Raw genomic sequence first — 19,898 nt, 5'->3', positions numbered from 1 at the left:
TGCAAGCCGTGCCTGAAAGCATACCGGGCCGTGTGCAAGCTGCCCAAGCAAACGATTCAAAAGGTTCCTTCCCGCCCATGCTCCGCCTCCGCAACTTCCTCCTCTGTGCCACCCTTGCCGCAGGCCTGCCCTTTGCCACGCAGGCGCAGGGCGACGGGGCGACTGCGCTGACCTATGCGGATACAGTCTCGCTCGCCGAAGACGCGGCGATGGTCCTGCGGGTGGAGATTCGCGACCAGGTCGCACTCAAGCCCGAACGCGCGCCCGACGTGGCTCCCGGCCATGTCCGCCTGTTCGTCAAGGCCCGCACCCTGGCGCTGATCGCGGGCAACGTGCCGGTGGGTGAAGAGCTGCGCTACCTCGTCGACGTGCCGCTGACGGCGAAGGGCAAGGCGCCCAAGCTCAAGAAGAGCGAAATGATCCTCTTCGCACGCCCCGTGCCCGGTCGCCCGGGCGAGATCCAGCTCGTGGGCGAAGGCGCCCAACGCCCTTACACGCCCGCCTTCGAGGCACAGCTGCGCCCTGTCCTGAGCGCGCTCGTAGCGCCCGATGCCCCGCCGCGCGTTACCCGCGTTGCCGATGCGCTGGCCGTCGAGGGCACGCTGGTGGGCGAATCCGAAACCCAGCTCTTCCTCGACACCGAGGCGGACGGGCCCGTCTCGATCACCGTCGTGCGCCGCCCGAATCAGGCGCCGCGCTGGGGCGTGTCCTGGACCGAAATCGTCGACCAGTCGGCGCGCGCACCCCAGCCTGGCACGCTCGCCTGGTACCGCCTTGCCTGTTCGCTCCCCGCCGAATTGCCCGGCGCCGCCAATCTTTCGCGCGATTCCCGTGCCCGCGCGCTCGCCGCGCGGGACTACGCTTTCGTGATCGAGCAACTCGGCCCCTGCGAGCGTAACCTGCCGCGCTGACGGCCCTGCGCGAATCCGCGCTTAGCCCCCCACAAGACAAACTGGTTCACTTGCGCGGCCCGGGTGCGCTAGTCGGCAAAGCCATGGAGCCTTTCCGACATACTTTCCGCGTGCGCTATGCCGAGGTCGACCCGCAGGCGGTCGTCTTCAATTCGCGCTATCTCGAATATGCCGACGTGCTGGTGACCGAGTTCTTCCGCGACGCGCGCAGCCGCGGGATGCCGGCCGATGTCGAATTCCACGTCCGCAAGGCCGAGGTCGACTATATCGCCCCGATCCGTCTCGACGAGCTGATCGAGGGGCGGATGACGATCGAGGGAATCGGAAATTCGAGCATGAAACAGGTCATCACTCTGCACGGTGCCGAAGACGATTCGCTGCGCGCGGAGATCCGCCTTCTCGCGGTGCATGTCGACCTGCCCAAGGGCCGCCCGACACCGGTACCCAACTCGGTGCGCAAGGCCTTCGGTTTCCCCGAGCTGGAGAATGCTGATGGCTGAGCCGCTTCGTATCGCGCTTGCCGGGCTCGGCACGGTCGGGACCGGCGTGATCCGCCTGATCGAGACCAACCAGGCGATGATCGCCGCACGTGCAGGCCGCCCGATCGAAATCGTTGCCGTGACTGCGCGTGAGCGTGGCCGCGACCGTGGTGTCGACCTCTCGCCCTATGCCTGGGTCGACGACATGCAGGCCATGGCTGAACGTGACGATGTCGATGTGGTGGTCGAACTTGTCGGCGGGTCGGACGGTCCGGCGCTGACGCTTGCGCGCGCTGCGCTCGATGCGGGCAAGGGCTTCGTCACCGCAAACAAGGCCATGGTCGCGCACCACGGGATGGAGCTTGCAGAGCTTGCCGCGATCAAGAAAGCACCACTCGCGTTCGAGGCTGCCGTTGCCGGCGGCATCCCGGTGGTGAAGGGCCTTCGCGAAGGTACTGCGGCCAATGCGCTCAACCGGATTTACGGGATCCTCAACGGCACCTGCAACTACGTGCTCTCCGAAATGGAGCAGACCGGCGCGGACTTCGACGAGATGCTCTGCGCCGCGCAGGACAAGGGCTATGCCGAGGCCGATCCTGCCTTCGACATCGAGGGCGTTGATGCAGCGCACAAGCTGGCCATCCTCGCGGCCATCGGCTTCGGCACGCGCATCGATTTCGAAGCGGTGCGGACCGAGGGCATCACGCAGGTGCGCGCCAGCGATATCGCGCAGGCCGACGCGCTCGGTTACGTCGTGCGCCTGGTCGGAATCGCGACGCTGGAGAATGGTGATGGCGAGTGCCGCCTGCTGCAGCGCGTGCGCCCCTGTCTGGTACCCTTCCGCCATCCGCTGGCTGCAGTGACCGGCCCGACCAATGCGGTAGTGGCCGAGGGCGACTTCTCGGGCCGCCTGCTGTTCCAGGGCGCCGGCGCGGGCGACAAGCCCACCGCCAGCGCGGTCGTGGCCGACCTGATCGAGATCGCCCGCGGCCAGTCGGGCGCGCCATTCTCGGTTCCCGTATCCTCGCTTCAGTCCTGTGCAGAAGCCGATCCGGGCGACCGTGTCGGGCGCGACTACATCCGCTTCACCGTGGCCGACCGACCGGGTGTGCTCGCTGAAATCACTGCGGCCATGCGCGATGCGGGGGTCTCGATCGAGAGCCTGATCCAGCGCGGCCGTGCTGCCGAAGGCGGGGATGTACAGGTGGCGATGGTCACGCACGAAGGCCCTGAGCGCTGTGTAAGCGAGGCGCTCGCACTGCTCGAGGGATCGGAAAGCCTTACGGCAGCTCCTCTGGTGATGCCGATCCTGAAGGACTGACATCACCTTCCTCCTCGTCGCCGGTAGCGAGAGGAGGCGGAAGGCCTAGCTCTGCCGCATTGGACTGCAATCCAGCCTCGCGGGCGATGACGACTGAACCGTCCGGCCCATAGTCATTGCCGCGCGGTGCGAGACCTCGGGCGAGCCGGTCGGCATCGGAGCCAACGGGCGTATCGGGAAGCTCGTCGAAATCGATGATATAGGCGGGCGGCGGCGGGCAGGGCGGCACGAAACAAAGGCCCGACACGGTCGCCTTGCCTCGGAAGATGCCGGGTCCGGCGGTATCGGGCGCCAGGATGTCGTTGTGAAACGCCGTGCGCTCGGCGTGCTTTCGTTCGGCCGTTTCCTTGTCGTAGAGCCTGTTCTCATCGCCTGTCCGCTCACGGCAGACGACGATTTCGCCGAACAGGATCGCCGCTTCCTGCTCCTCGATACATTCCTGGTTGTATTCGGGCTCGTCGGTGATCGGTTCGGCGAGAATGTCGATGCGCTCGGGAGGCTCGCCGCCCTGCTTTTCGAGTGGCTCTTCCTGTGCGATTGCCGCTGGCGGCGATGCGGCGAGCAAACCGCCTGCAAAAACAACCGCCAGATGTCTCGACAATGCAATGCTCCTGCGGCTATCCGCCCTGCGAATACGAATGCACGGGTTGCTCGCCCGCGCCTTGCCAAACACGCTTCAAGGACTGAACCACCCATGAACTCGCCTTCGCCTTCCGATAATCCGCTCGACCGCGTCCTCGTTCTCGAGATGGTCCGCGTGACCGAGGCTGCGGCGGTTGCCGCCTCGAAGCTCATCGGCCGCGGGGACGAGAAGGCTGCCGATGCGGCAGCGGTCGAGGCGATGCGCAAGGCTTTCGACACACTCTATATGGACGGCACCGTGGTCATCGGCGAAGGCGAGCGAGACGAGGCCCCAATGCTCTTCATTGGCGAGAAGGTCGGCGGTGCGCCGGGCAAGGGCCCGAAGATCGACATTGCGCTCGATCCGCTCGAAGGCACCACCATCACCGCCAAGGCCGGACCGAACTCGCTCGCGGTGCTTGCTGCGGCAGCAGAGGGCTGCCTGCTCAACGCGCCCGACGTCTACATGGACAAGCTGGCCGTTGGTCCGGGCTATCCGGCGGGCATCATCGATCTTGCCAAGACGCCGACCGAGAACGTCACCGCGGTGGCCGAAGCCAAGGGCGTGAAGCCGTCGGACATCATCGTCTGCGTCCTCGACCGCCCGCGTCATGCCGACCTCATCGCCGAACTGCGCGGCATCGGCTGCGGCGTCGTGCTGATCGGTGACGGCGACGTTGCCGGCGTGATCGCAGTGACCGACGAAGACACCACGATCGACATGTACATGGGCCAGGGCGGCGCACCCGAAGGCGTGCTGGCTGCAGCAGCGCTGCGCTGTGTAGGCGGCCAGTTCAACGGCCGCCTCGTCTTCCGCAACGATGACGAGAAGGCGCGCGCGGCCAAGTGGGGCATCACCGACCTCGATCGCATCTACACCCGCGACGACCTCGTGAAAGGCGACTGCATTTTCGCTGCCACCGGCGTCACCTCGGGCAGCCTGCTCGAAGGCGTGAAGTATCGCCGCGGCGGCACCATGACGACCGAGAGCGTCGTGATGCGTGCCTCGAGCGGAACCGTCCGCTGGATCAAGGGCGAGCACAAAATCTGACGAGAGCCGCGCAAAACCGCGCCCCTTCATGTTGCAATCCCATGACTCTCGGCTAGGCGGGGGCAACAGCCGCGCTCACGGGGATTCGCTTACATGAAAATCATGGCCGCCAACTCGAACCTGCCGCTCGCTCGCGCGATCGCAGCCTATCTCGAAATGCCGCTTGTCGATGCAGGTGTCCGCCGCTTCGCCGACGAGGAAATCTTCGTCGAGATCCACGAGAACGTGCGCGGGGAGGACCTCTTCGTGGTCCAGTCGACCAGCTATCCGGCCAATGACAATCTCATGGAGCTGCTGATCTGCATCGATGCGCTCAAGCGCGCATCGGCGCGGCGCATCACGGCGGTCGTCCCCTATTTCGGCTATGCCCGGCAGGACCGGAAGCCCGGCCCGCGTACGCCGATCTCGGCCAAACTCGTGGCGAACCTCATTACCGAAGCCGGCGCCGACCGCGTGCTCTCGGTCGACCTGCACGCAGGCCAGATCCAGGGCTTCTTCGATATCCCGACCGACAACCTCTATGCCGCGCCCGTCATGGCTGCGGACATCCAGGCACGCTACGGCGACCAGGACCTGATGGTTGTCTCGCCCGACGTCGGCGGCGTGGTTCGCGCCCGCGCGCTCGCCAAGCGTCTCGACAACGCCCCGCTGGCCATCGTCGACAAGCGCCGCGATCGCCCCGGCGAGAGCGAGGTGATGAACATCATCGGCGACGTTAAGGGCCGGCACTGCATCCTGATCGACGACATCATCGATTCGGGCGGCACGCTGTGCAACGCGGCACAGGCGCTGCTCGACCAGGGCGCGAAATCGGTTGCCGCTTATATTACTCACGGCGTGCTTTCGGGCGGCGCCGTGGCACGTGTCGACGGCTCCGCGCTGAAGGAACTGGTGATCACGGATTCGATCCGCGCGACCGACGCGGCGCAGGATTCGGACAAGATCCGCATCCTCACCATCGCTCCGCTGATCGGCGAGGCCGTGCGCCGGATTGCCGACGAAAGCTCGGTCAGCTCGCTCTTCGACTAGGGTTCCGCATCATGATCGCGCCAGGGGACATCCTTGATCCCCAGCTCGTGCATCGCTTCGGCGCGGCGCATCTGCCTGATCTCCAGATCGATCCGCAGCAGGATTGCGGCTTCCTTCGAAAGCACGCCCGGCGAAGTTCCGAAATAGGCCTGGATCTCACGCGTCATGTGCGGCTGGTCGAAGTAGCGCAGGCGAAACTCCGCCTCGTCCTCGGGCATTGCGACACCCAGTAGGGCTGCCGCCATGTCGAGCGCGCGTGCACGCCGGATTGCCTGTTTGGGAGAAAGGCCGAAGCCCTTCTTGACCTTCCGTTCGAGCGTTCGGCGGCTGATCCCGAAGGCCCGCGCGAATTCCTCCATGTCGAAATCGGGATCGGTCAGGATGCGCCGGTAGAAGGCCAGTACGACTTCGGACGGCTTTTTCTTCACCCGCTGGAAAAGAACGGTCCGGGTCAGTTCCTCAAACCTGTCGAGCCAGGCTTCGCGCCGTGTTCCGGAATTGTAGTGCGCGTTTCGTATTTCCGGCGGCAAGCCCTCGTCGAAGCACTCGATTGTGTTGAGAGTCTGTTTGTGGGTCTTGCTCTGGTCGAGTGGCGGCGCACCCGGGTGAAACTGTACGAGGAGAAATCTGATCGGCCCTTCTACCGAGACATTCATCGCCTCGGTTTGCGGCCCGAAGTAAAGCGTCCGGCTTGCCTTCGTCGCGTCGAATTCCTGAATCCCGCCGATGGTGTCGAAACGCCACTTCCCGGACAGGAGGACGCGAATGGCGGGATTGGCCGAGAACAGCTGGCACTTCTGCTCGCCATCGGGCGAGACGATGTCGGCAACCGCCAATGATTGTATCCATGGAGCGATGTCCGCGGCGGGCGGACGGCTGTAGGCGAGCGGAAGGCCTTCGGGCGTGGAGCCGGTGAGTGAAACAAGCGCGGGGGTTCGCGCTTTCCGCGCCTGTTGCGCCCTGTTGGAACGTGTTTCGCGAACTATCTCTGCATCCCCCAGCGCGACCCGAAGGGCAGGTAAAACTTCCCCTTCAACTTGCGGATCGAAGGCTCTCTGTCAAACCTGCCGGAGGCCCTTCTGCTCACTCGCCTGAAAAGGGTTCGGCCGTGGGATCGCGCCACGGCTCGATCGTGTCGGGCGGGAGAAGCGACAGGGCCTGTACGCGGCGCGACTGGCGCACTTCGAGATTGAGGCGGAGGAACGGGTGGTTTCCGTTCCTCAGCTCTTGCGGTGTGGTGCCGAAGAACGCCTTGATTTCACGGATGAGATGCGACTGGTCGAAGTAGCGCAGGCGCAGTTCGGCCTCTTCCTCTTCCATGGCGACGCCTAGCAGCGCTGCTGCCATGTCGAGCGCGCGCGCCCTGCGGCACACCTGCTTCGGCGACAAGCCGTAGTCGCGCTTGATAATTCTTTCCACGGTACGCGTGCTGCAATCCTGGCGCGCGGCAAATTCCGTGAGCGCGAAGGACGGGTTCGCAAGCGTTTCGTGCTCGAAAGCGAGCGTGATCGGATCCGGTGGTGCCGTGTCGTTGATCTGCAGGAACTTCCGCAGTTCGTGCTCGAACGTCTTCAGCCACTCGTGCGGCGTACCGTCGATGTGAAAGCGCGAGCTCAGGCTGCCGTGGCCGACCAGCTTGTCGTGATCGACGATTCGGTCGAGCATGTCTTCCTGGCGTGGTCCGCCAAGCACCGAAGCTGCGCCCGGGCCGAGGTGGACGCTCAGCACCTTGATCTTGCCGCTACCCACGATCGGCATGACCTTCGTCTGCGGCCCGAAATAGACCGTCATGCCCTTTTCGCCGGGATCGAGGACGACTTCGCCATCGCGGGTCTGCGCCGTCCAGTGGCCGCAGAACATGATCCGGATGATCGCGTGATCGTTGAACATCCCGTCGACGATCTCGTGGCCGTCGGGGATCTCCGCATCGGTTACGCTGAACCAAGTAAACCAGGGCGCAAGGTCGGGCGATGGCTGGTGATTGAAGGCGAGCGGATCCCCACCGCGGGTGCGACCCGTGCGAGATAAAAGCTTCCCCGGTTCCTGGCCGGGGGATGTTCCTTGGCCTTCACGGCTCATTCGGGTTCCCCTGTGGCCCCTGTCGGCTTTGTACACTGTTTCTGTGGTTTTGCACCTGCAACATTCGCTGGCCTCAAATCGGCTGGCCTGATAGCGGCGCGCGCATGGCTTCCAGCAAGGATCTCGCACTCGCAAACCGTCTCGCCGATGCAGCCGGCGAGGCGATCAGGCCGCTCTATCGCGGCGAATGGTCTCAGGAGCAGAAGGCCGACCGCAGCTTCGTCACCGAGGCGGACCGGGCGGCCGAGGCAGCCATGCGTGCCATCATCGAGAGCGAGCTTCCGGACGACGGTATCGTCGGCGAAGAATACGGCACCCGTAACGAGGGCGCCTCACGCAAGTGGGTACTCGACCCTATCGACGGAACCACCAGCTTCATCGCGGGTCGTCCGATCTTCGGCACGCTGATCGCCCTGTTGCAGGACGGTTTCCCGGTGCTCGGCATTATCGACCAGCCCATCGGGCGCGAACGCTGGGCCGGGCGTACCGGGCACACCACGACCTTCAACGGCAAGCCTGTCCGCGCCTCCGCCTGCCGCGAACTGTCGGGCGCGGTGTTGGCGACGACGACCCCGCACCAGTTCTCCGATCATGAAGCCGACCACTTCATGGGGCTCGCCAAGTCGGTTGCCGAGCGCAAGATCATCTACGGCGGCGACTGCTACAATTACGGTCTGGTCGCGAGCGGCCATGTCGACATAGTGTGCGAAGCCGGCCTCAAGCTTCATGACTTCGCTGCGCTCGCGCCCGTCGTCGAAGGTGCCGGCGGCATCATGTGCGACTGGTCGGGCGAACCACTGCATGCCGGAAGCGACGGCAACGCGCTTGCGATCGGCGATCCTGCGCGCCTCGAGGATGTCCTCGAGGCCATGGGATTGGCGTAATTCTGCAACAGTAGTCGTGTCGCTGTAGTAAAAGCGCAACTGTAAACTTGCGGGCAAGGTTTCTCGCGTTAGCAATCCCTCGTGCCGGAGTTTCGGCAATTGAATGAGGGTCAATATTACTATGAAGAAGATCGTACTTGCGCTCGCAATGGCGGGTGCTTGCATGCCTGTGGCAGCACAGGCACAGGACGGTGACTACGGCTATGAAGACGAGCGTCCCGCTCCTGCTTCGGTCGAGAAGTCGGGCATCCGCTTCGAAGGCCGCGTTTTCTACGAGCGTATCGGCGATCCCGAAGACGACATCATCTACGAACTCGGCGATGCCGTCGGTTTCGGTGGTGAAATCGGCTACGACATCGCAGCGGGCGACAACCTCGTTGTCGGTCCGTACTTCACCTACGACGTTTCGACCGTCGAATCGTGCGATATCGACCTGTGCCTTTCGTCGGACGGCTTCTGGGCTGCCGGCGTGCACATCGGTCTCACCACCGGTGACAGCGGCCTCGTGTTCGGCAAGCTCGGCTACAGCCAGCAGAGCCTGACCCTCGAGGGCAGCTACTACGATCCGGTGCTCGACCAGACGTTCACCTTCGACGAAACCGAAAAGGGCGGCGGCTACAACTTCGCCTTCGGTTACGAGCATGGCTTCAGCGAAAACGCCTACGGCCGTCTCGAAGTCGGCATCAGCGAGAACTACGACCTTTACGGTTTCGATTTCCAGCGCTCGAACATCGGCGCTGCTTTCGGCGTGCGCTTCTAAGCCAACCGACAGGATCGCATTCCGGGGCGGGGCGGCAATCAGCCGCTCCGCCCTTTTTCTTGGCCGCGGGGGCTGGCCCTTGGCGGGGGATCGGCTACCAAGCCCGGCATGACGGCTTCCATTTCGCTTGAGGGAAAGACCGCGCTGGTCACCGGCGCGGCGCGAGGGCTGGGCCTCGCCATCGCGCAAGCTCTCGCCGATTGCGGCGCGAGTGTCTGGATCAACGGGCGCGACGAGGCGGCACTCCTGGATGCCGCTGCGCGCATCGGCGCGAATGCCCGCCCGCTGGCCTTCGACATCACCGAGGATGCAGCATGCGAGCGCGCGTTTGCGCAGATCGCCGAAGAAGGCCTCGACATTCTCGTCAACAATGTCGGCCAACGCGATCGCCGCGCATTCGAGGAGATCGGCCGCGAGGACATGGCGCGCCTGCTCGATGCGAACCTCGTCGCTCCTTTCGACCTCGCGCGCCGTGCTGCCCCGTTGCTGCGCGCATCGCCGCAGGGGCGGATCATCAATATTACTTCGATCGCCTCGGAAATCGCGCGCGGCGATGCATCCTATACGGCGAGCAAGGCAGCGCTCGACGGGGTGACCCGTTCGCTCGCGGCCGAACTTGGTCCCGACGGCATCACGGTGAATGCCGTCGCGCCCGGCTTCGTGCTGACCGAGGCGAACGACGAATGGTTTACCGGCACCCCTGAAATCGCAGCGCACCTGCAGCGGCGCACCTCGCTCGGCCGATGGGCCAACCCGGAGGAGATCGCAGGCCCCGTCGCCTTCCTTGCATCCGATGCCGCGTCGTACATTACCGGCCACACGCTCATCGTCGACGGCGGCTACGTCACCCACTTCTGACTTGCATTTGGTGGGGGAATCGCTATCTGCGCGGCCTTCACCGACACGTGATTCATCTGCCGGTCTGGCCGTAAGGGCTGCCAGGGCTGGTTGGACGTGTCTCTGATAAGGAGATGAAAATGCCCAAGCTGAAGACCAAAAGCGGTGTGAAGAAGCGCTTCAAGATCACCGCCAACGGCAAGGTCAAGCACGGTGTGGCCGGCAAGCGCCACCGCCTGATCAGCCACAATGCGAAGTACATCCGCCAGAACCGCGGCACCACTGTCCTGTCGGAAGCCGACAGCAAGACGGTGAAGAAGTGGGCGCCTTACGGCCTCGACTGATCGCGAACTAAGGAGAAAGAGATATGCCTCGCATTAAACGCGGCGTTACCACGCGCCAGAAGCACAAGCGGCTCCTAGACCAGGCCAAGGGCTATCGCGGTCGCCGCAAGAACACCATCCGCGTCGCTCGCCAGGCCGTCGAAAAGGCTGGCCAGTACGCTTACCGCGACCGCAAGGTTAAGAAGCGCAACTTCCGCGCCCTGTGGATCCAGCGTATCAACGCTGCGGTTCGCGCCGAAGGTCTGACCTACTCGCAGTTCATGCACGGCACCAAGCTTGCCGGCATCGAACTCGACCGCAAGGTTATGGCCGATCTCGCCATGAACGAAGCTGCGGCTTTCAAGGCGATCATCGAGCAGGCGAAGAAGGCCCTTCCGGCCTAACCCGCGCGAAAACAAACAATAGAAACGGGCGCTTCCCCTTTCGGGAGGCGCCCGTTTTCTTTTTTGGGCGTGGCGCAAATCGTCTTATGCCGCTAATACAGGCCTATGGAACACGTCGGCCACTCATCCGACAGGAAACCGGGCTTGGAGGTGCAGTTCTTTGCTCCGCCGCCAGACCTGAAGACGTGCTTCGGCAATTTCTACCGGCTCGAAGTCAGCCTGCCGCGCGGCCAGACCGTCACCGACTATCTCCAGCCCGCTTGGGCAAACCTGCGCTTCGCCGACAAGAACCCGCCCAAGGCGCAGCCGCTCGATAGCGACACGGAGCTCAGCGCGCGGTTTTCTGTGACCGGTCCGACCAACAAGGCCAATCGCTTCACCATCGGCTCGACCTGCCTGTGGGGCATCGCGCTATCCCCGCTCGGCTGGGCCCGCTTCGTGAGGCGACCGGCGAAGGACTATCTCAACGGACTTTGGGACGGGGAAAAGCATCCGGATTTTGCGTCGCTCGCTCCGCTGTGCGGCATCCTTTGCAATTTCTCGCATGATCCCGAAGAGCAGGTGGAAGACATGTGCGAATTCTTCCGCTCGCTTGCCCCGCCGCCACGGGACGAAGAGCGCATTCTTGCGATCCAGCACGCGATGGAAGATCCGCACCTGCTGGAAGTCAGGGCGCTTGCCGAGAGGACGGGGCTAAATGTTCGCACTCTCGAGCGGATTTGCGGGCGCCATTTCGGCCTCCCGCCGAGAGCGCTCCTGCGCCGGCAGCGCATGATGCGCAGCCTCGCGGCTTTCATGCTCTCGGACGAGAAGAGTTGGACCCGCACGATCGACGCGCATTACCACGACCAAGCGCATTTCGTGCACGAGTTCCATGACTTCATGGGCATGAGCCCGAGCGAGTATGCTTCGATGCCGCATCCGATCCTCAACGCCTTCATGCCGAACCAGAAGCGGGTCTGGGGTACTCCGGCGAAGGCGGAGGAGCCGCAGGCTGCGCAAAGCGCCAGCGCCACCTGACGGGGCGCCCGCCCTGTTTCCATCCGTTCCTATCTAAAGGCGGCTCCGAATCCGCACGGGCACGTTGCGTATCAGGCACTCGGATGGCCTGAACTCCGCCATCCGAGAAACTGGGCTTTAGGATTCTTGCATCTGCCGCTAGAGGCAGGCCGCAAAGGACCTTACCCTCGAGAGATTCATGACCGATCTTGTGACACTGCAATCAGGTGCGCTCTCGCGCATCGAAGAAGCGAGCGACGCCGATGCGCTCGAAGCGCTGCGCATCGAGTATCTTGGCAAGCAGGGCTCGATCTCGGCGCTGATGAAGACGCTGGGCAAGATGAGCCCCGAAGAGCGTCAGGAACAGGCACCGAAGATCCAGGGCGCGCGCACCGCGGTGGCGGATGCGATTGCGGCTCGCAAGGCGCAGTTCGAAGCGGAAGAACTCGAGCGCAAGCTCGCCTCGGAGCGCCTCGACCTGACGCTTCCTGCGCCGCAAGCCCCGCGCGGCAGCGTGCACCCGGTCAGCCAGGTGATGGACGAACTCGCGGAAATCTTCGCCGACCTCGGCTTCTCGGTCGCCACCGGACCCGAAATCGAGGACGACTGGCACAACTTCACCGCGCTCAACATGGCCGAAACGCACCCCGCGCGCGCCATGCACGACACCTTCTACTTCCCGGACAGGGACGCCGACGGAAACCGCATGCTCCTGCGCACGCATACCTCGCCGGTTCAGATCCGTTCCATGGTGAAGGAAGGCGCGCCGATCCGCATCATCGCGCCGGGCCGCGTCTATCGCAGCGACAGCGACGCAACGCACACGCCGATGTTCCACCAGATCGAGGGACTGGTGATCGACCGCGACATCAACCTCGGCCACCTCAAGTGGACTCTGGAAACCTTCCTCAAGGCCTTCTTCGAGCGCGACGACATCGTGCTGCGCCTGCGCCCCTCCTACTTCCCCTTCACCGAACCTTCGGTCGAGGTCGATGTGGGCTGGAAGGACGTGAACGGCCGCCGCGTTCTCGGCGGTGACGGCGATGCGCCCGGTCACGGCTGGATGGAACTTCTCGGCAGCGGCATGGTCAATCGCCGCGTGATCGAATTCGCCGGGCTCGACCCCGACGAATGGCAGGGTTTCGCTTTCGGCGTGGGCGTCGACCGCCTCGCCATGCTCAAATACGGGATGGATGATTTGCGCGCCTTCTTCGACGGCGACCAGCGCTGGCTCGACCACTACGGCTTCTCGCCATTCGACCAGCCGACCCTTTCCGCAGGTGTGGGAGCGCAAGCATGAAGTTCTCGCTCGAATGGCTGAAGTACTTCCTCGAAACCGACGCTTCGGTTGCGGACATCGCAGCTGCGCTCAATCGCATCGGCCACGAGGTCGAAGGCATCGAGGATCCGGCCGACAAGCTCGAAGGCTTCCGCATCGCCAAGGTGCTGACCGCGGCCAAGCATCCCGATGCCGACAAGCTGCAGGTCCTCACTGTCGATACGGGTGAGGGCGATCCCCTGCAGGTCGTGTGCGGCGCGCCCAATGCGCGTGCGGGCATGAAGGGCGTGTTGGGCCTGCCTGGCGCGGTGGTCCCTGCGAACGGCATGGAGCTGCGCAAGAGCGCGATCCGCGGTGTCGAATCGAACGGCATGATGTGTTCGGTGCGCGAGCTCGAACTGGGCGAAGAGCACGACGGCATCATCGAGCTGCCCGAGGATGCGCCGGTCGGCCAGACCTTCGCCGAATATCACGATGCCTCGCCCGTCTTCGACGTAGCGATCACGCCGAACCGCCCCGATTGCATGGGCGTGCAGGGCATCGCGCGCGATCTCGCCGCTGCCGGTCTCGGCACATTCAAGCTGGTCGAAGCCTCGGCAATCGCGGCCTCGGGTGAGTGCCCGGTCGAGATCCGCACCGACGATCCGGAAGGCTGCCCGGCGTTTTACGGCCGCGTCATTCGCGGTGTCGACAACACTAAGCCTTCGCCCGAGTGGATGCAGCGCCGCCTGATCGCGGCGGGCCAGCGCCCGATCTCTGCACTGGTCGATGCGACCAACTACCTCATGCTCGCCTTCGGGCGTCCGGCGCACGTCTATGACCTCGCCAAGCTTTCGGGCGCGGTTGTGGCCCGCCGTGCACAGAACGGCGAGAAGGTCGAAGCGCTCAACGAGAAAACCTACACGCTCGACGACACGATGACCGTGATCGCCGACGACAATGGCGTCCACGACATTGCCGGCATCATGGGCGGCGAGCACTCGGGTGCCACCGAGACGACCACCGACGTTCTGCTCGAGATTGCCTATTTCGATCCCGAGCGCATCGGCGTGACGGGCCGCAAGCTCGGCCTCGCCTCGGATGCGCGCACGCGTTTCGAGCGGGGCGTCGATCCCGAATATCTCGACGATGGTCTCGCGATCCTCACCAGCTTGATCACCAAGACCTGCGGCGGCGAACCGACCGAGGTCGTGCGCGCAGGCCAGCCGCCTGTCACCGCGCAGACGATCAAGTTCGACCCGCGCCTGACCGAACGGCTCGGCGGCCTTGCAGTGCCGCAGGAAGAGCAGCGGGCCATTCTGGAATCGCTTGATTTCAAGGTCGGCGACGACTGGACGGTCACTTGTCCGCCGCGTCGCCATGATATCGAAGGCCCTGCCGATCTCGTTGAAGAGGTCGTGCGCATCCACGGGATCGACGAGGTCGAAAGCAAGCCGCTGCCACGTCGCCCCGGCGTTGCGCTGCCGACGGCAACCCCGCTGCAGCGGGCCGAGCGCAAGCTGCGCCGCGCTGCTGCTGCGCGCGGTCTCAACGAAGCAATCACCTGGTCCTTCCTGCCGACGGACGAGGCCGAACACTTCGCCGATGGCGCCGAGCTCTGGGTCCTCGAAAACCCGATCAGCGAAGACATGAAGGCGATGCGCCCCTCGCTCATCCCGGGCCTGCTTTCGGCTGCGAAGCGCAATGCCGACCGCGGTGCTGACGGTGCGCGCCTGTTCGAAATCGGCCGCCGCTATTTTCGTGGGACCAATGGCGCGAGCGACGAGAAGCCGACGCTCGGCCTGGTGCTCTCGGGCGAGAAGACCGCTCGCGGCTGGTCCAATGGCAAGGGCGCCAAGTTCGACGCCTATGATGCCAAGGCCGAGGCCGAGGCGCTGCTCGAAGCCGCCGGTGCGCCGGTGGGCAACCTCATGGTCATGGGTGAGGCGGGTGACCAGTTCCACCCCGGCCAGTCGGCCACATTGCGGCTCGGCCCCAAGAACGTGCTCGCCCGTTTCGGCGCGCTGCATCCCAATACGCTCAAGGCCTTCGACATCGACGGGCCGGTGATGGCTGTCGAGCTCTTCCTCGATGCGATCCCGGCAAGGAAGGGTGGCGGCTTTGCGCGCGCTGCCTATTCGCCGCCCGCGCTTCAGGCGATCACCCGCGACTTCGCCTTCCTCGTCCCAGCAGACCTGGCGGCAGGCGACCTCGTGAAGGCCGTGCGCGGTGCAGACAAGAAGACCATCGTCGATGCGCGCGTCTTCGACGTCTTTGCCGGACAGGGCGTGCCCGAAGGCAAGAAGTCGGTCGCGGTCGAAGTCATCCTCCAGCCGGGCGAGAAGAGCTTCACCGACGAAGAGATCAAGGCGATCTCGGACAACATCGTGAACAACGCCGCCAAGCAGGGCGCGGAGCTTCGCGGATGAAGACCGCCTTCGTCACCGGAGCCACCGCAGGCATTGGCGAGGCGACCGTCCGCACGCTTGTCGCGAGCGGCTGGCGCTGCGTGGCGACCGGGCGGCGCAAGGAACGGCTCGATACGCTGGTGGCCGAACTCGGCGCGGACAAGGTCCATGCCGCCTGTTTCGACGTGCGCGATACCGAGGCGATGGACGCTGCCATCGCTGCCTTGCCCGAGGACTTTGCAGGCATCGATCTTCTCGTGAACAATGCCGGTCTCGCGCAGGGGCTATCGCCCGCGCAGGAAGCCGATCTTGACGACTGGCAGACCATGATCGACACCAATGTCACGGCCATGGTGGTGCTGACCCGCAAGCTGTTGCCCGTGCTGATCGAACGCAAGGGTGCGATCATCGCGATCGGCTCGGTGGCGGGCAGCTACATCTATCCGGGCGGCAACGTCTACGCAGGCTCCAAGGCCTTTGCCAATCACTTCACGCTCGCCCTGCGCGCCGACCTCCATGGCACCGGTGTGCGGGTGACCAGCATCGAGCCGGGCATGGTCGAGACTGAGTTTACCGTCGTGCGCACGGGCAGCCAGCAGGCTTCAGACGACCTCTATCGCGGCGCCGATCCGATGACCGGACAGGACATTGCCGACACGATCCGCTGGATCGCCGAGCTGCCCCCGCACCTCAATATCAATCGCATAGAGCTGATGCCGGTGAGCCAGGATTTCGCTGGTTTCCGCGTCGCGCGCTCGTAAGAGAACCATGACTTCAGATCGCCGTACTTTCGCGATTATTTCGCACCCCGACGCCGGTAAGACCACGCTCACCGAGAAGCTGCTGCTGACCGGCGGCGCCATCCACTTGGCTGGCGAGGTGAAGGCTCGCGGGCAGGCGCGGCGTGCACGTTCGGACTGGATGAAGATCGAGCAGCAGCGCGGTATCTCGGTGACCAGTTCGGTCATGACCTTCGAGCGCGACGGCATTACTTTCAACCTGCTCGATACGCCGGGGCACGAGGACTTCTCCGAAGACACCTATCGCACGCTCACCGCGGTCGACAGCGCCATCATGGTGATCGACGCGGCCAAGGGTATCGAGCCGCAGACGCGCAAACTGTTCGAGGTCTGCCGCCTGCGCAGCGTGCCGATCATCACCTTCGTCAACAAGGTCGACCGCGAAGGCCGCCCGGTCTTCGAACTGCTCGACGAGATCGCCGACATGCTGGCGCTCGATGTCAGCCCGCAGATGTATCCGGTCGGCATGGGCGGCGAGTTCCAGGGCATCCTCGATTTCGCGAGCGGCGAAGTGGTCGTGCCCGAAGGTCCGTCGAAGGAATTCAAAGGCAAGCGTGTTGCCGATTTCGACCTGCCCGAAGACATCGCGGAGAATGTCGAACTGGCGCAGATCGGCTATCCCGAGTTCGATCTCGACGCCTATCGCAATGGCGACCTGACGCCGGTCTATTTCGGCTCGGCGCTGAAGAACTTCGGCGTGGTCGAACTGATCGAGGCGATCGCCAAATACGCCCCGCCGCCGCGCCCGCAGCCTGCCGGTGAAGAGCAGATCGCGCCCGACCATGACGAGGTCACCGGCTTCATCTTCAAGGTCCAGGCGAACATGGACCCCAACCACCGCGACCGCATCGCCTTCATGCGGCAGGTCTCGGGCACCTTCAAACGCGGGATGAAGCTGACGCCCTCGGGTCTCGGCAAGCCGGTCGCAATCCATTCGCCGATCCTCTTCTTCGCGCAGGACCGCGAGGTCGCCGATACGGCAGAGCCGGGCGATATCATCGGCATTCCCAACCACGGCACGCTGCGCGTCGGCGATACGTTGAGCGAGAAGAACCAGGTCCGCTTCACCGGCCTGCCGAATTTCGCACCCGAAATCCTGCGCCGAGTGGCGCTGGTCGATCCGACCAAGACCAAGCAGCTGCGCAAGGCTCTCGACGATCTCTCCGAAGAAGGCGTCATCCAGGTCTTCTATCCCGAGATCGGCGGCCAGTGGATCATCGGCGTTGTCGGCCAGCTCCAGCTCGACGTTCTGATCAGCCGCCTTTCGGCCGAGTACAAGGTCGAGGCCAAGCTCGAAGCGTCGCCCTTCGCCACCGCGCGCTGGATCAAGGGCGACGAGAAGGCGATGGCCGAATTCGAGAAGTTCAACCTCTCCAATCTCGCCAAGGACCGCGACGGCGATCTCGTCTTCATGGCCAAGAGCCCGTGGGACGTGAACTACCAGGAAGAGAAGAACCCGGACCTGACCTTCTCGGCCACGAAGGAACGGTAAGGTTGAATCCGGCGCGGAGGCGATGCAAAGCCACCGCATGACCATTCCCGGCCCTACTTCCCAGACTTTCATCTCGCAGCGCCTGCGCCTCAACTATCTCGACTGGGGCAATCGCGGAAAGCCGCCGCTGGTGCTCGTCCATGGCGGGCGCGACCATGCGCGCAGCTGGGACTGGGTCGCCGAAGAGCTGCGCGACGACTGGCACGTGGTGGCGATGGACCATCGCGGACATGGCGACAGCGACTGGGTGTCGGACGGCAATTACTCGGCCAACGACATGGTCTACGATCTCGCCCAGCTCATTCACCAGCTGGGAGTGGGTCCGGTGACCATCGTCAGCCATTCGATGGGCGGCAATGTCTCGCTGCGATATGCGGGGACCTTTCCCGAGATGGTGACCAAAATCGTCGCCATCGAGGGCCTCGGGCCCAGCCCCAAGCGGCAGGCCGAGATGCGCGAGAAGAGCTATCCCGAGCGCCTCAACGAGTGGATCGGCAAGAAGCGCGCCGCCTCGGGCCGCATTCCTCGCAAGTATGAAAGCATCGAAGCCGCCTTTGCCCGGATGATCGAGGAGAACAGCTACCTCACCGAGGAACAGGCACGTCATCTCACCATCCACGGCGTGAACCGCAACGAGGATGGCACTTACAGCTGGAAGTTCGACCCGCACCTCAATGTCTGGGCGGTCGAGGACATTGCCGACGAATTCCTGCACCAGACCTGGGCCGCGATCACCGCGCCCACTCTTTTGCTCTACGGCGCCGACAGCTGGGCCTCGAACCCCGAAGGCGACGGCAGGCTCGACCATTTCGCCAATGCCGAGGTGATCGAGTTCGAAAACGCGGGTCACTGGCTGCACCATGACCAGTTCGACCGCTTCATGAGGACGATACGGGACTTTCTCTGATGGCAGACTTCTTCGACGCGCTGGATGACAAGCACATCGCGATGATCGGCAAGCAGCCGGTCTTCTTTGTCGCAACGGCCGCCGAAGATGCCCGCATCAATTTAAGCCCCAAGGGCTACGACGCCTTTCGCGTGCTCGGTCCGAAGAGGGTAGCCTATCTCGACCTCGGCGGCTCGGGCAACGAGACCCATGCCCACCTCGCAGCCGACGGGCGCATCACGCTGATGTTCTGCAATTTCGACCGGCCGGCACTGATCCTACGCATCTATGGGCGCGGGCGGGCCGTGCTTCCGCAGGACCCGGAATGGGCGGAGCTTTCATCGCATTTCGAGATGATGCCCGGCACTCGGCAGATCTTCGATATCGAGGTCGAGAGCGTCCAGACCAGCTGCGGTTGGGGCGTCCCCTTCATGGAATATCGCGAGGAACGCGAGACCTTGAAGAAAGCGCATCGCCAGACAGATCCGGAAGAATGGGTTTCAAAATACCAAGACCGGACCAGCAGCATCGACGGCCTTCCGACCCGACCGACAGACCGCTTCATCGCCGGCGAATGAGCTTGCCCGCAACCACCTGCGCAGCGGATAGTTGAAGCCACGTGCAGCTCACATTCGCCAGCTACAACATCCACAAGGCGGTCGGCCTCGATCGAAAGCGCGATCCGGAACGGATCCTCTCGGTCCTGCACGAGATCGATGCCGACGTGATTGCCTTGCAGGAAGCCGACCGGCGCATCGGTGCGCGCGAGACCTGCATCCCCCGCGCCGAGATCGACGATACGCACTGGCGGCTGGTCGAGGTCGCCAAGCGCCCCCGCAGCATCGGCTGGCACGGCAATGCGCTGCTCGTGCGCAGGGGTATCGAAGTCCACGAAGGTGAGGCGCTCGACCTGCCGACGCTCGAGCCGCGCGGAGCGGCCTGCGGCGAGATCACTGTAGAAGGCCAGCGCATCCGCATCATCGGGACGCATCTCGACCTGTCGGGCCTGAGGCGGCGCGACCAGATCCGCTCGCTCGTGGGCTTCGTCGACGATTGTTCGCGCGACCTGCCGACCGTCATCATGGGCGATTTCAACCAGTGGGGCCGCAGCACCGGCGCGATGCGCGAGTTCGCCGACCGCTGGATGGTCGTGACCCCGGGGCGCAGCTATCCCTCCCGCCAGCCGGTGGCCACGCTCGACCGGATCGTGGCGAGCAAGCACTGGGGCTGCGTCGAGGCAGAGGTGCACCACACGGGCCTCTCGGCAGTTGCGTCAGATCATTTGCCTATCGTTGCGAAGCTCGAACTGATTAAAAAATAGGCTGGCGCCCAATTATTGGGCAACAATTCCTGCGC

The 19,898-nt window shown here is 64.2% G+C and carries 21 protein-coding genes; 18 read left to right on the top strand and 3 right to left on the bottom strand.

Annotation, left to right across the window (positions count from 1 at the left end):
* Positions 1 to 77 precede the first annotated feature (77 nt).
* From K3163_RS13470 to K3163_RS13460, 3 genes are all read left to right on the top strand, one after another.
* A complete protein-coding gene (locus K3163_RS13470; RefSeq protein ID WP_247712679.1) occupies positions 78 to 911 on the top strand; it encodes a hypothetical protein in 834 nt (277 codons plus the stop codon).
* A gap of 83 nt (positions 912 to 994) precedes the next feature.
* Entirely contained in the window at positions 995 to 1,411 is a 417-nt protein-coding gene (locus K3163_RS13465) for an acyl-CoA thioesterase (RefSeq protein ID WP_221427396.1), read from the top strand.
* The gene (locus K3163_RS13460; RefSeq protein ID WP_221554560.1) at positions 1,404 to 2,711 is read left to right on the top strand and encodes a homoserine dehydrogenase; all 1,308 of its coding nucleotides are present in this window, start codon (positions 1,404 to 1,406) and stop codon (positions 2,709 to 2,711) included. The genes K3163_RS13465 and K3163_RS13460 overlap by 8 nt, the downstream gene beginning before the upstream one ends.
* On the opposite strand, the gene K3163_RS13455 is transcribed toward K3163_RS13460, so the two are convergent.
* Positions 2,671 to 3,312, bottom strand: coding sequence for a hypothetical protein (locus K3163_RS13455; RefSeq protein ID WP_221554559.1), 642 nt, complete (start codon positions 3,310 to 3,312; stop codon positions 2,671 to 2,673). The genes K3163_RS13460 and K3163_RS13455 overlap by 41 nt on opposite strands.
* Before the next feature lie 93 nt (positions 3,313 to 3,405).
* Here K3163_RS13455 and glpX point away from each other — a divergent pair, with 93 nt between their 5' ends.
* Positions 3,406 to 4,383, top strand: coding sequence for a class II fructose-bisphosphatase (gene glpX / locus K3163_RS13450; RefSeq protein ID WP_221427399.1), 978 nt, complete (start codon positions 3,406 to 3,408; stop codon positions 4,381 to 4,383).
* Between the two features lie 93 nt (positions 4,384 to 4,476).
* A complete protein-coding gene (locus K3163_RS13445; RefSeq protein WP_221427400.1) occupies positions 4,477 to 5,412 on the top strand; it encodes a ribose-phosphate pyrophosphokinase in 936 nt (311 codons plus the stop codon).
* Here the strand turns inward: K3163_RS13445 and K3163_RS13440 are convergent.
* Entirely contained in the window at positions 5,409 to 6,248 is an 840-nt protein-coding gene (locus K3163_RS13440) for a helix-turn-helix domain-containing protein (RefSeq protein WP_221427401.1), read from the bottom strand. The two genes, K3163_RS13445 and K3163_RS13440, sit on opposite strands and share 4 nt — an antisense overlap.
* A gap of 247 nt (positions 6,249 to 6,495) precedes the next feature.
* Entirely contained in the window at positions 6,496 to 7,491 is a 996-nt protein-coding gene (locus K3163_RS13435; protein WP_221554558.1) for a helix-turn-helix domain-containing protein, read from the bottom strand.
* A gap of 104 nt (positions 7,492 to 7,595) precedes the next feature.
* Here K3163_RS13435 and hisN point away from each other — a divergent pair, with 104 nt between their 5' ends.
* The 13 genes from hisN to K3163_RS13370 all read left to right on the top strand — a co-directional run bounded on the left by hisN (position 7,596) and on the right by K3163_RS13370 (position 19,863).
* Positions 7,596 to 8,375, top strand: coding sequence for a histidinol-phosphatase (gene hisN, locus K3163_RS13430; protein ID WP_221427403.1), 780 nt, complete (start codon positions 7,596 to 7,598; stop codon positions 8,373 to 8,375).
* Positions 8,376 to 8,496: 121 nt separating this feature from the next.
* Positions 8,497 to 9,135, top strand: a complete 639-nt coding sequence (locus K3163_RS13425) for a porin family protein (protein WP_221554557.1) — start codon at positions 8,497 to 8,499, stop codon at positions 9,133 to 9,135.
* A 108-nt stretch (positions 9,136 to 9,243) separates the two neighbouring features.
* Positions 9,244 to 9,993, top strand: coding sequence for an SDR family oxidoreductase (locus K3163_RS13420; protein WP_221554556.1), 750 nt, complete (start codon positions 9,244 to 9,246; stop codon positions 9,991 to 9,993).
* 119 nt (positions 9,994 to 10,112) lie between these two features.
* Positions 10,113 to 10,316: a 50S ribosomal protein L35 gene (gene rpmI, locus K3163_RS13415; RefSeq protein ID WP_067466022.1), complete on the top strand. Its 204-nt coding sequence runs from the start codon at positions 10,113 to 10,115 to the stop codon at positions 10,314 to 10,316.
* 23 nt (positions 10,317 to 10,339) lie between these two features.
* Positions 10,340 to 10,699 (top strand): 50S ribosomal protein L20, encoded by a 360-nt coding sequence (gene rplT, locus K3163_RS13410; protein WP_221427406.1) that lies wholly within the window; start codon positions 10,340 to 10,342, stop codon positions 10,697 to 10,699.
* A gap of 150 nt (positions 10,700 to 10,849) precedes the next feature.
* Positions 10,850 to 11,719: an AraC family transcriptional regulator gene (locus K3163_RS13405; protein ID WP_345719737.1), complete on the top strand. Its 870-nt coding sequence runs from the start codon at positions 10,850 to 10,852 to the stop codon at positions 11,717 to 11,719.
* 178 nt (positions 11,720 to 11,897) lie between these two features.
* The gene (pheS, locus tag K3163_RS13400; protein WP_221554554.1) at positions 11,898 to 12,998 is read left to right on the top strand and encodes a phenylalanine--tRNA ligase subunit alpha; all 1,101 of its coding nucleotides are present in this window, start codon (positions 11,898 to 11,900) and stop codon (positions 12,996 to 12,998) included.
* The gene (pheT, locus tag K3163_RS13395) at positions 12,995 to 15,385 is read left to right on the top strand and encodes a phenylalanine--tRNA ligase subunit beta (protein ID WP_221554553.1); all 2,391 of its coding nucleotides are present in this window, start codon (positions 12,995 to 12,997) and stop codon (positions 15,383 to 15,385) included. The genes pheS and pheT overlap by 4 nt, the downstream gene beginning before the upstream one ends.
* The gene (locus K3163_RS13390) at positions 15,382 to 16,125 is read left to right on the top strand and encodes an SDR family NAD(P)-dependent oxidoreductase (RefSeq protein ID WP_221554552.1); all 744 of its coding nucleotides are present in this window, start codon (positions 15,382 to 15,384) and stop codon (positions 16,123 to 16,125) included. The genes pheT and K3163_RS13390 overlap by 4 nt, the downstream gene beginning before the upstream one ends.
* Before the next feature lie 7 nt (positions 16,126 to 16,132).
* A complete protein-coding gene (locus tag K3163_RS13385) occupies positions 16,133 to 17,656 on the top strand; it encodes a peptide chain release factor 3 (RefSeq protein WP_221554551.1) in 1,524 nt (507 codons plus the stop codon).
* A 37-nt stretch (positions 17,657 to 17,693) separates the two neighbouring features.
* On the top strand, positions 17,694 to 18,563 hold the full coding sequence (locus K3163_RS13380) for an alpha/beta fold hydrolase (protein WP_221427412.1): 870 nt from the start codon (positions 17,694 to 17,696) through the stop codon (positions 18,561 to 18,563).
* Positions 18,563 to 19,120 (top strand): pyridoxamine 5'-phosphate oxidase family protein, encoded by a 558-nt coding sequence (locus K3163_RS13375; RefSeq protein WP_221554550.1) that lies wholly within the window; start codon positions 18,563 to 18,565, stop codon positions 19,118 to 19,120. The genes K3163_RS13380 and K3163_RS13375 overlap by 1 nt, the downstream gene beginning before the upstream one ends.
* 41 nt (positions 19,121 to 19,161) lie before the next feature.
* Positions 19,162 to 19,863 carry an endonuclease/exonuclease/phosphatase family protein gene (locus K3163_RS13370; RefSeq protein ID WP_221554549.1) on the top strand — a complete coding sequence of 234 codons (702 nt, stop codon included), beginning with the start codon at positions 19,162 to 19,164 and terminating at the stop codon, positions 19,861 to 19,863.
* Positions 19,864 to 19,898 lie beyond the last annotated feature (35 nt).

This window comes from Qipengyuania xiapuensis (assembly GCF_019711395.1).
In the GTDB taxonomy this organism is placed as follows: domain Bacteria; phylum Pseudomonadota; class Alphaproteobacteria; order Sphingomonadales; family Sphingomonadaceae; genus Qipengyuania; species Qipengyuania xiapuensis.
Note: the sequence above shows the minus strand (reverse complement) of the source record. Positions and strands in the feature narration are given on the sequence as shown.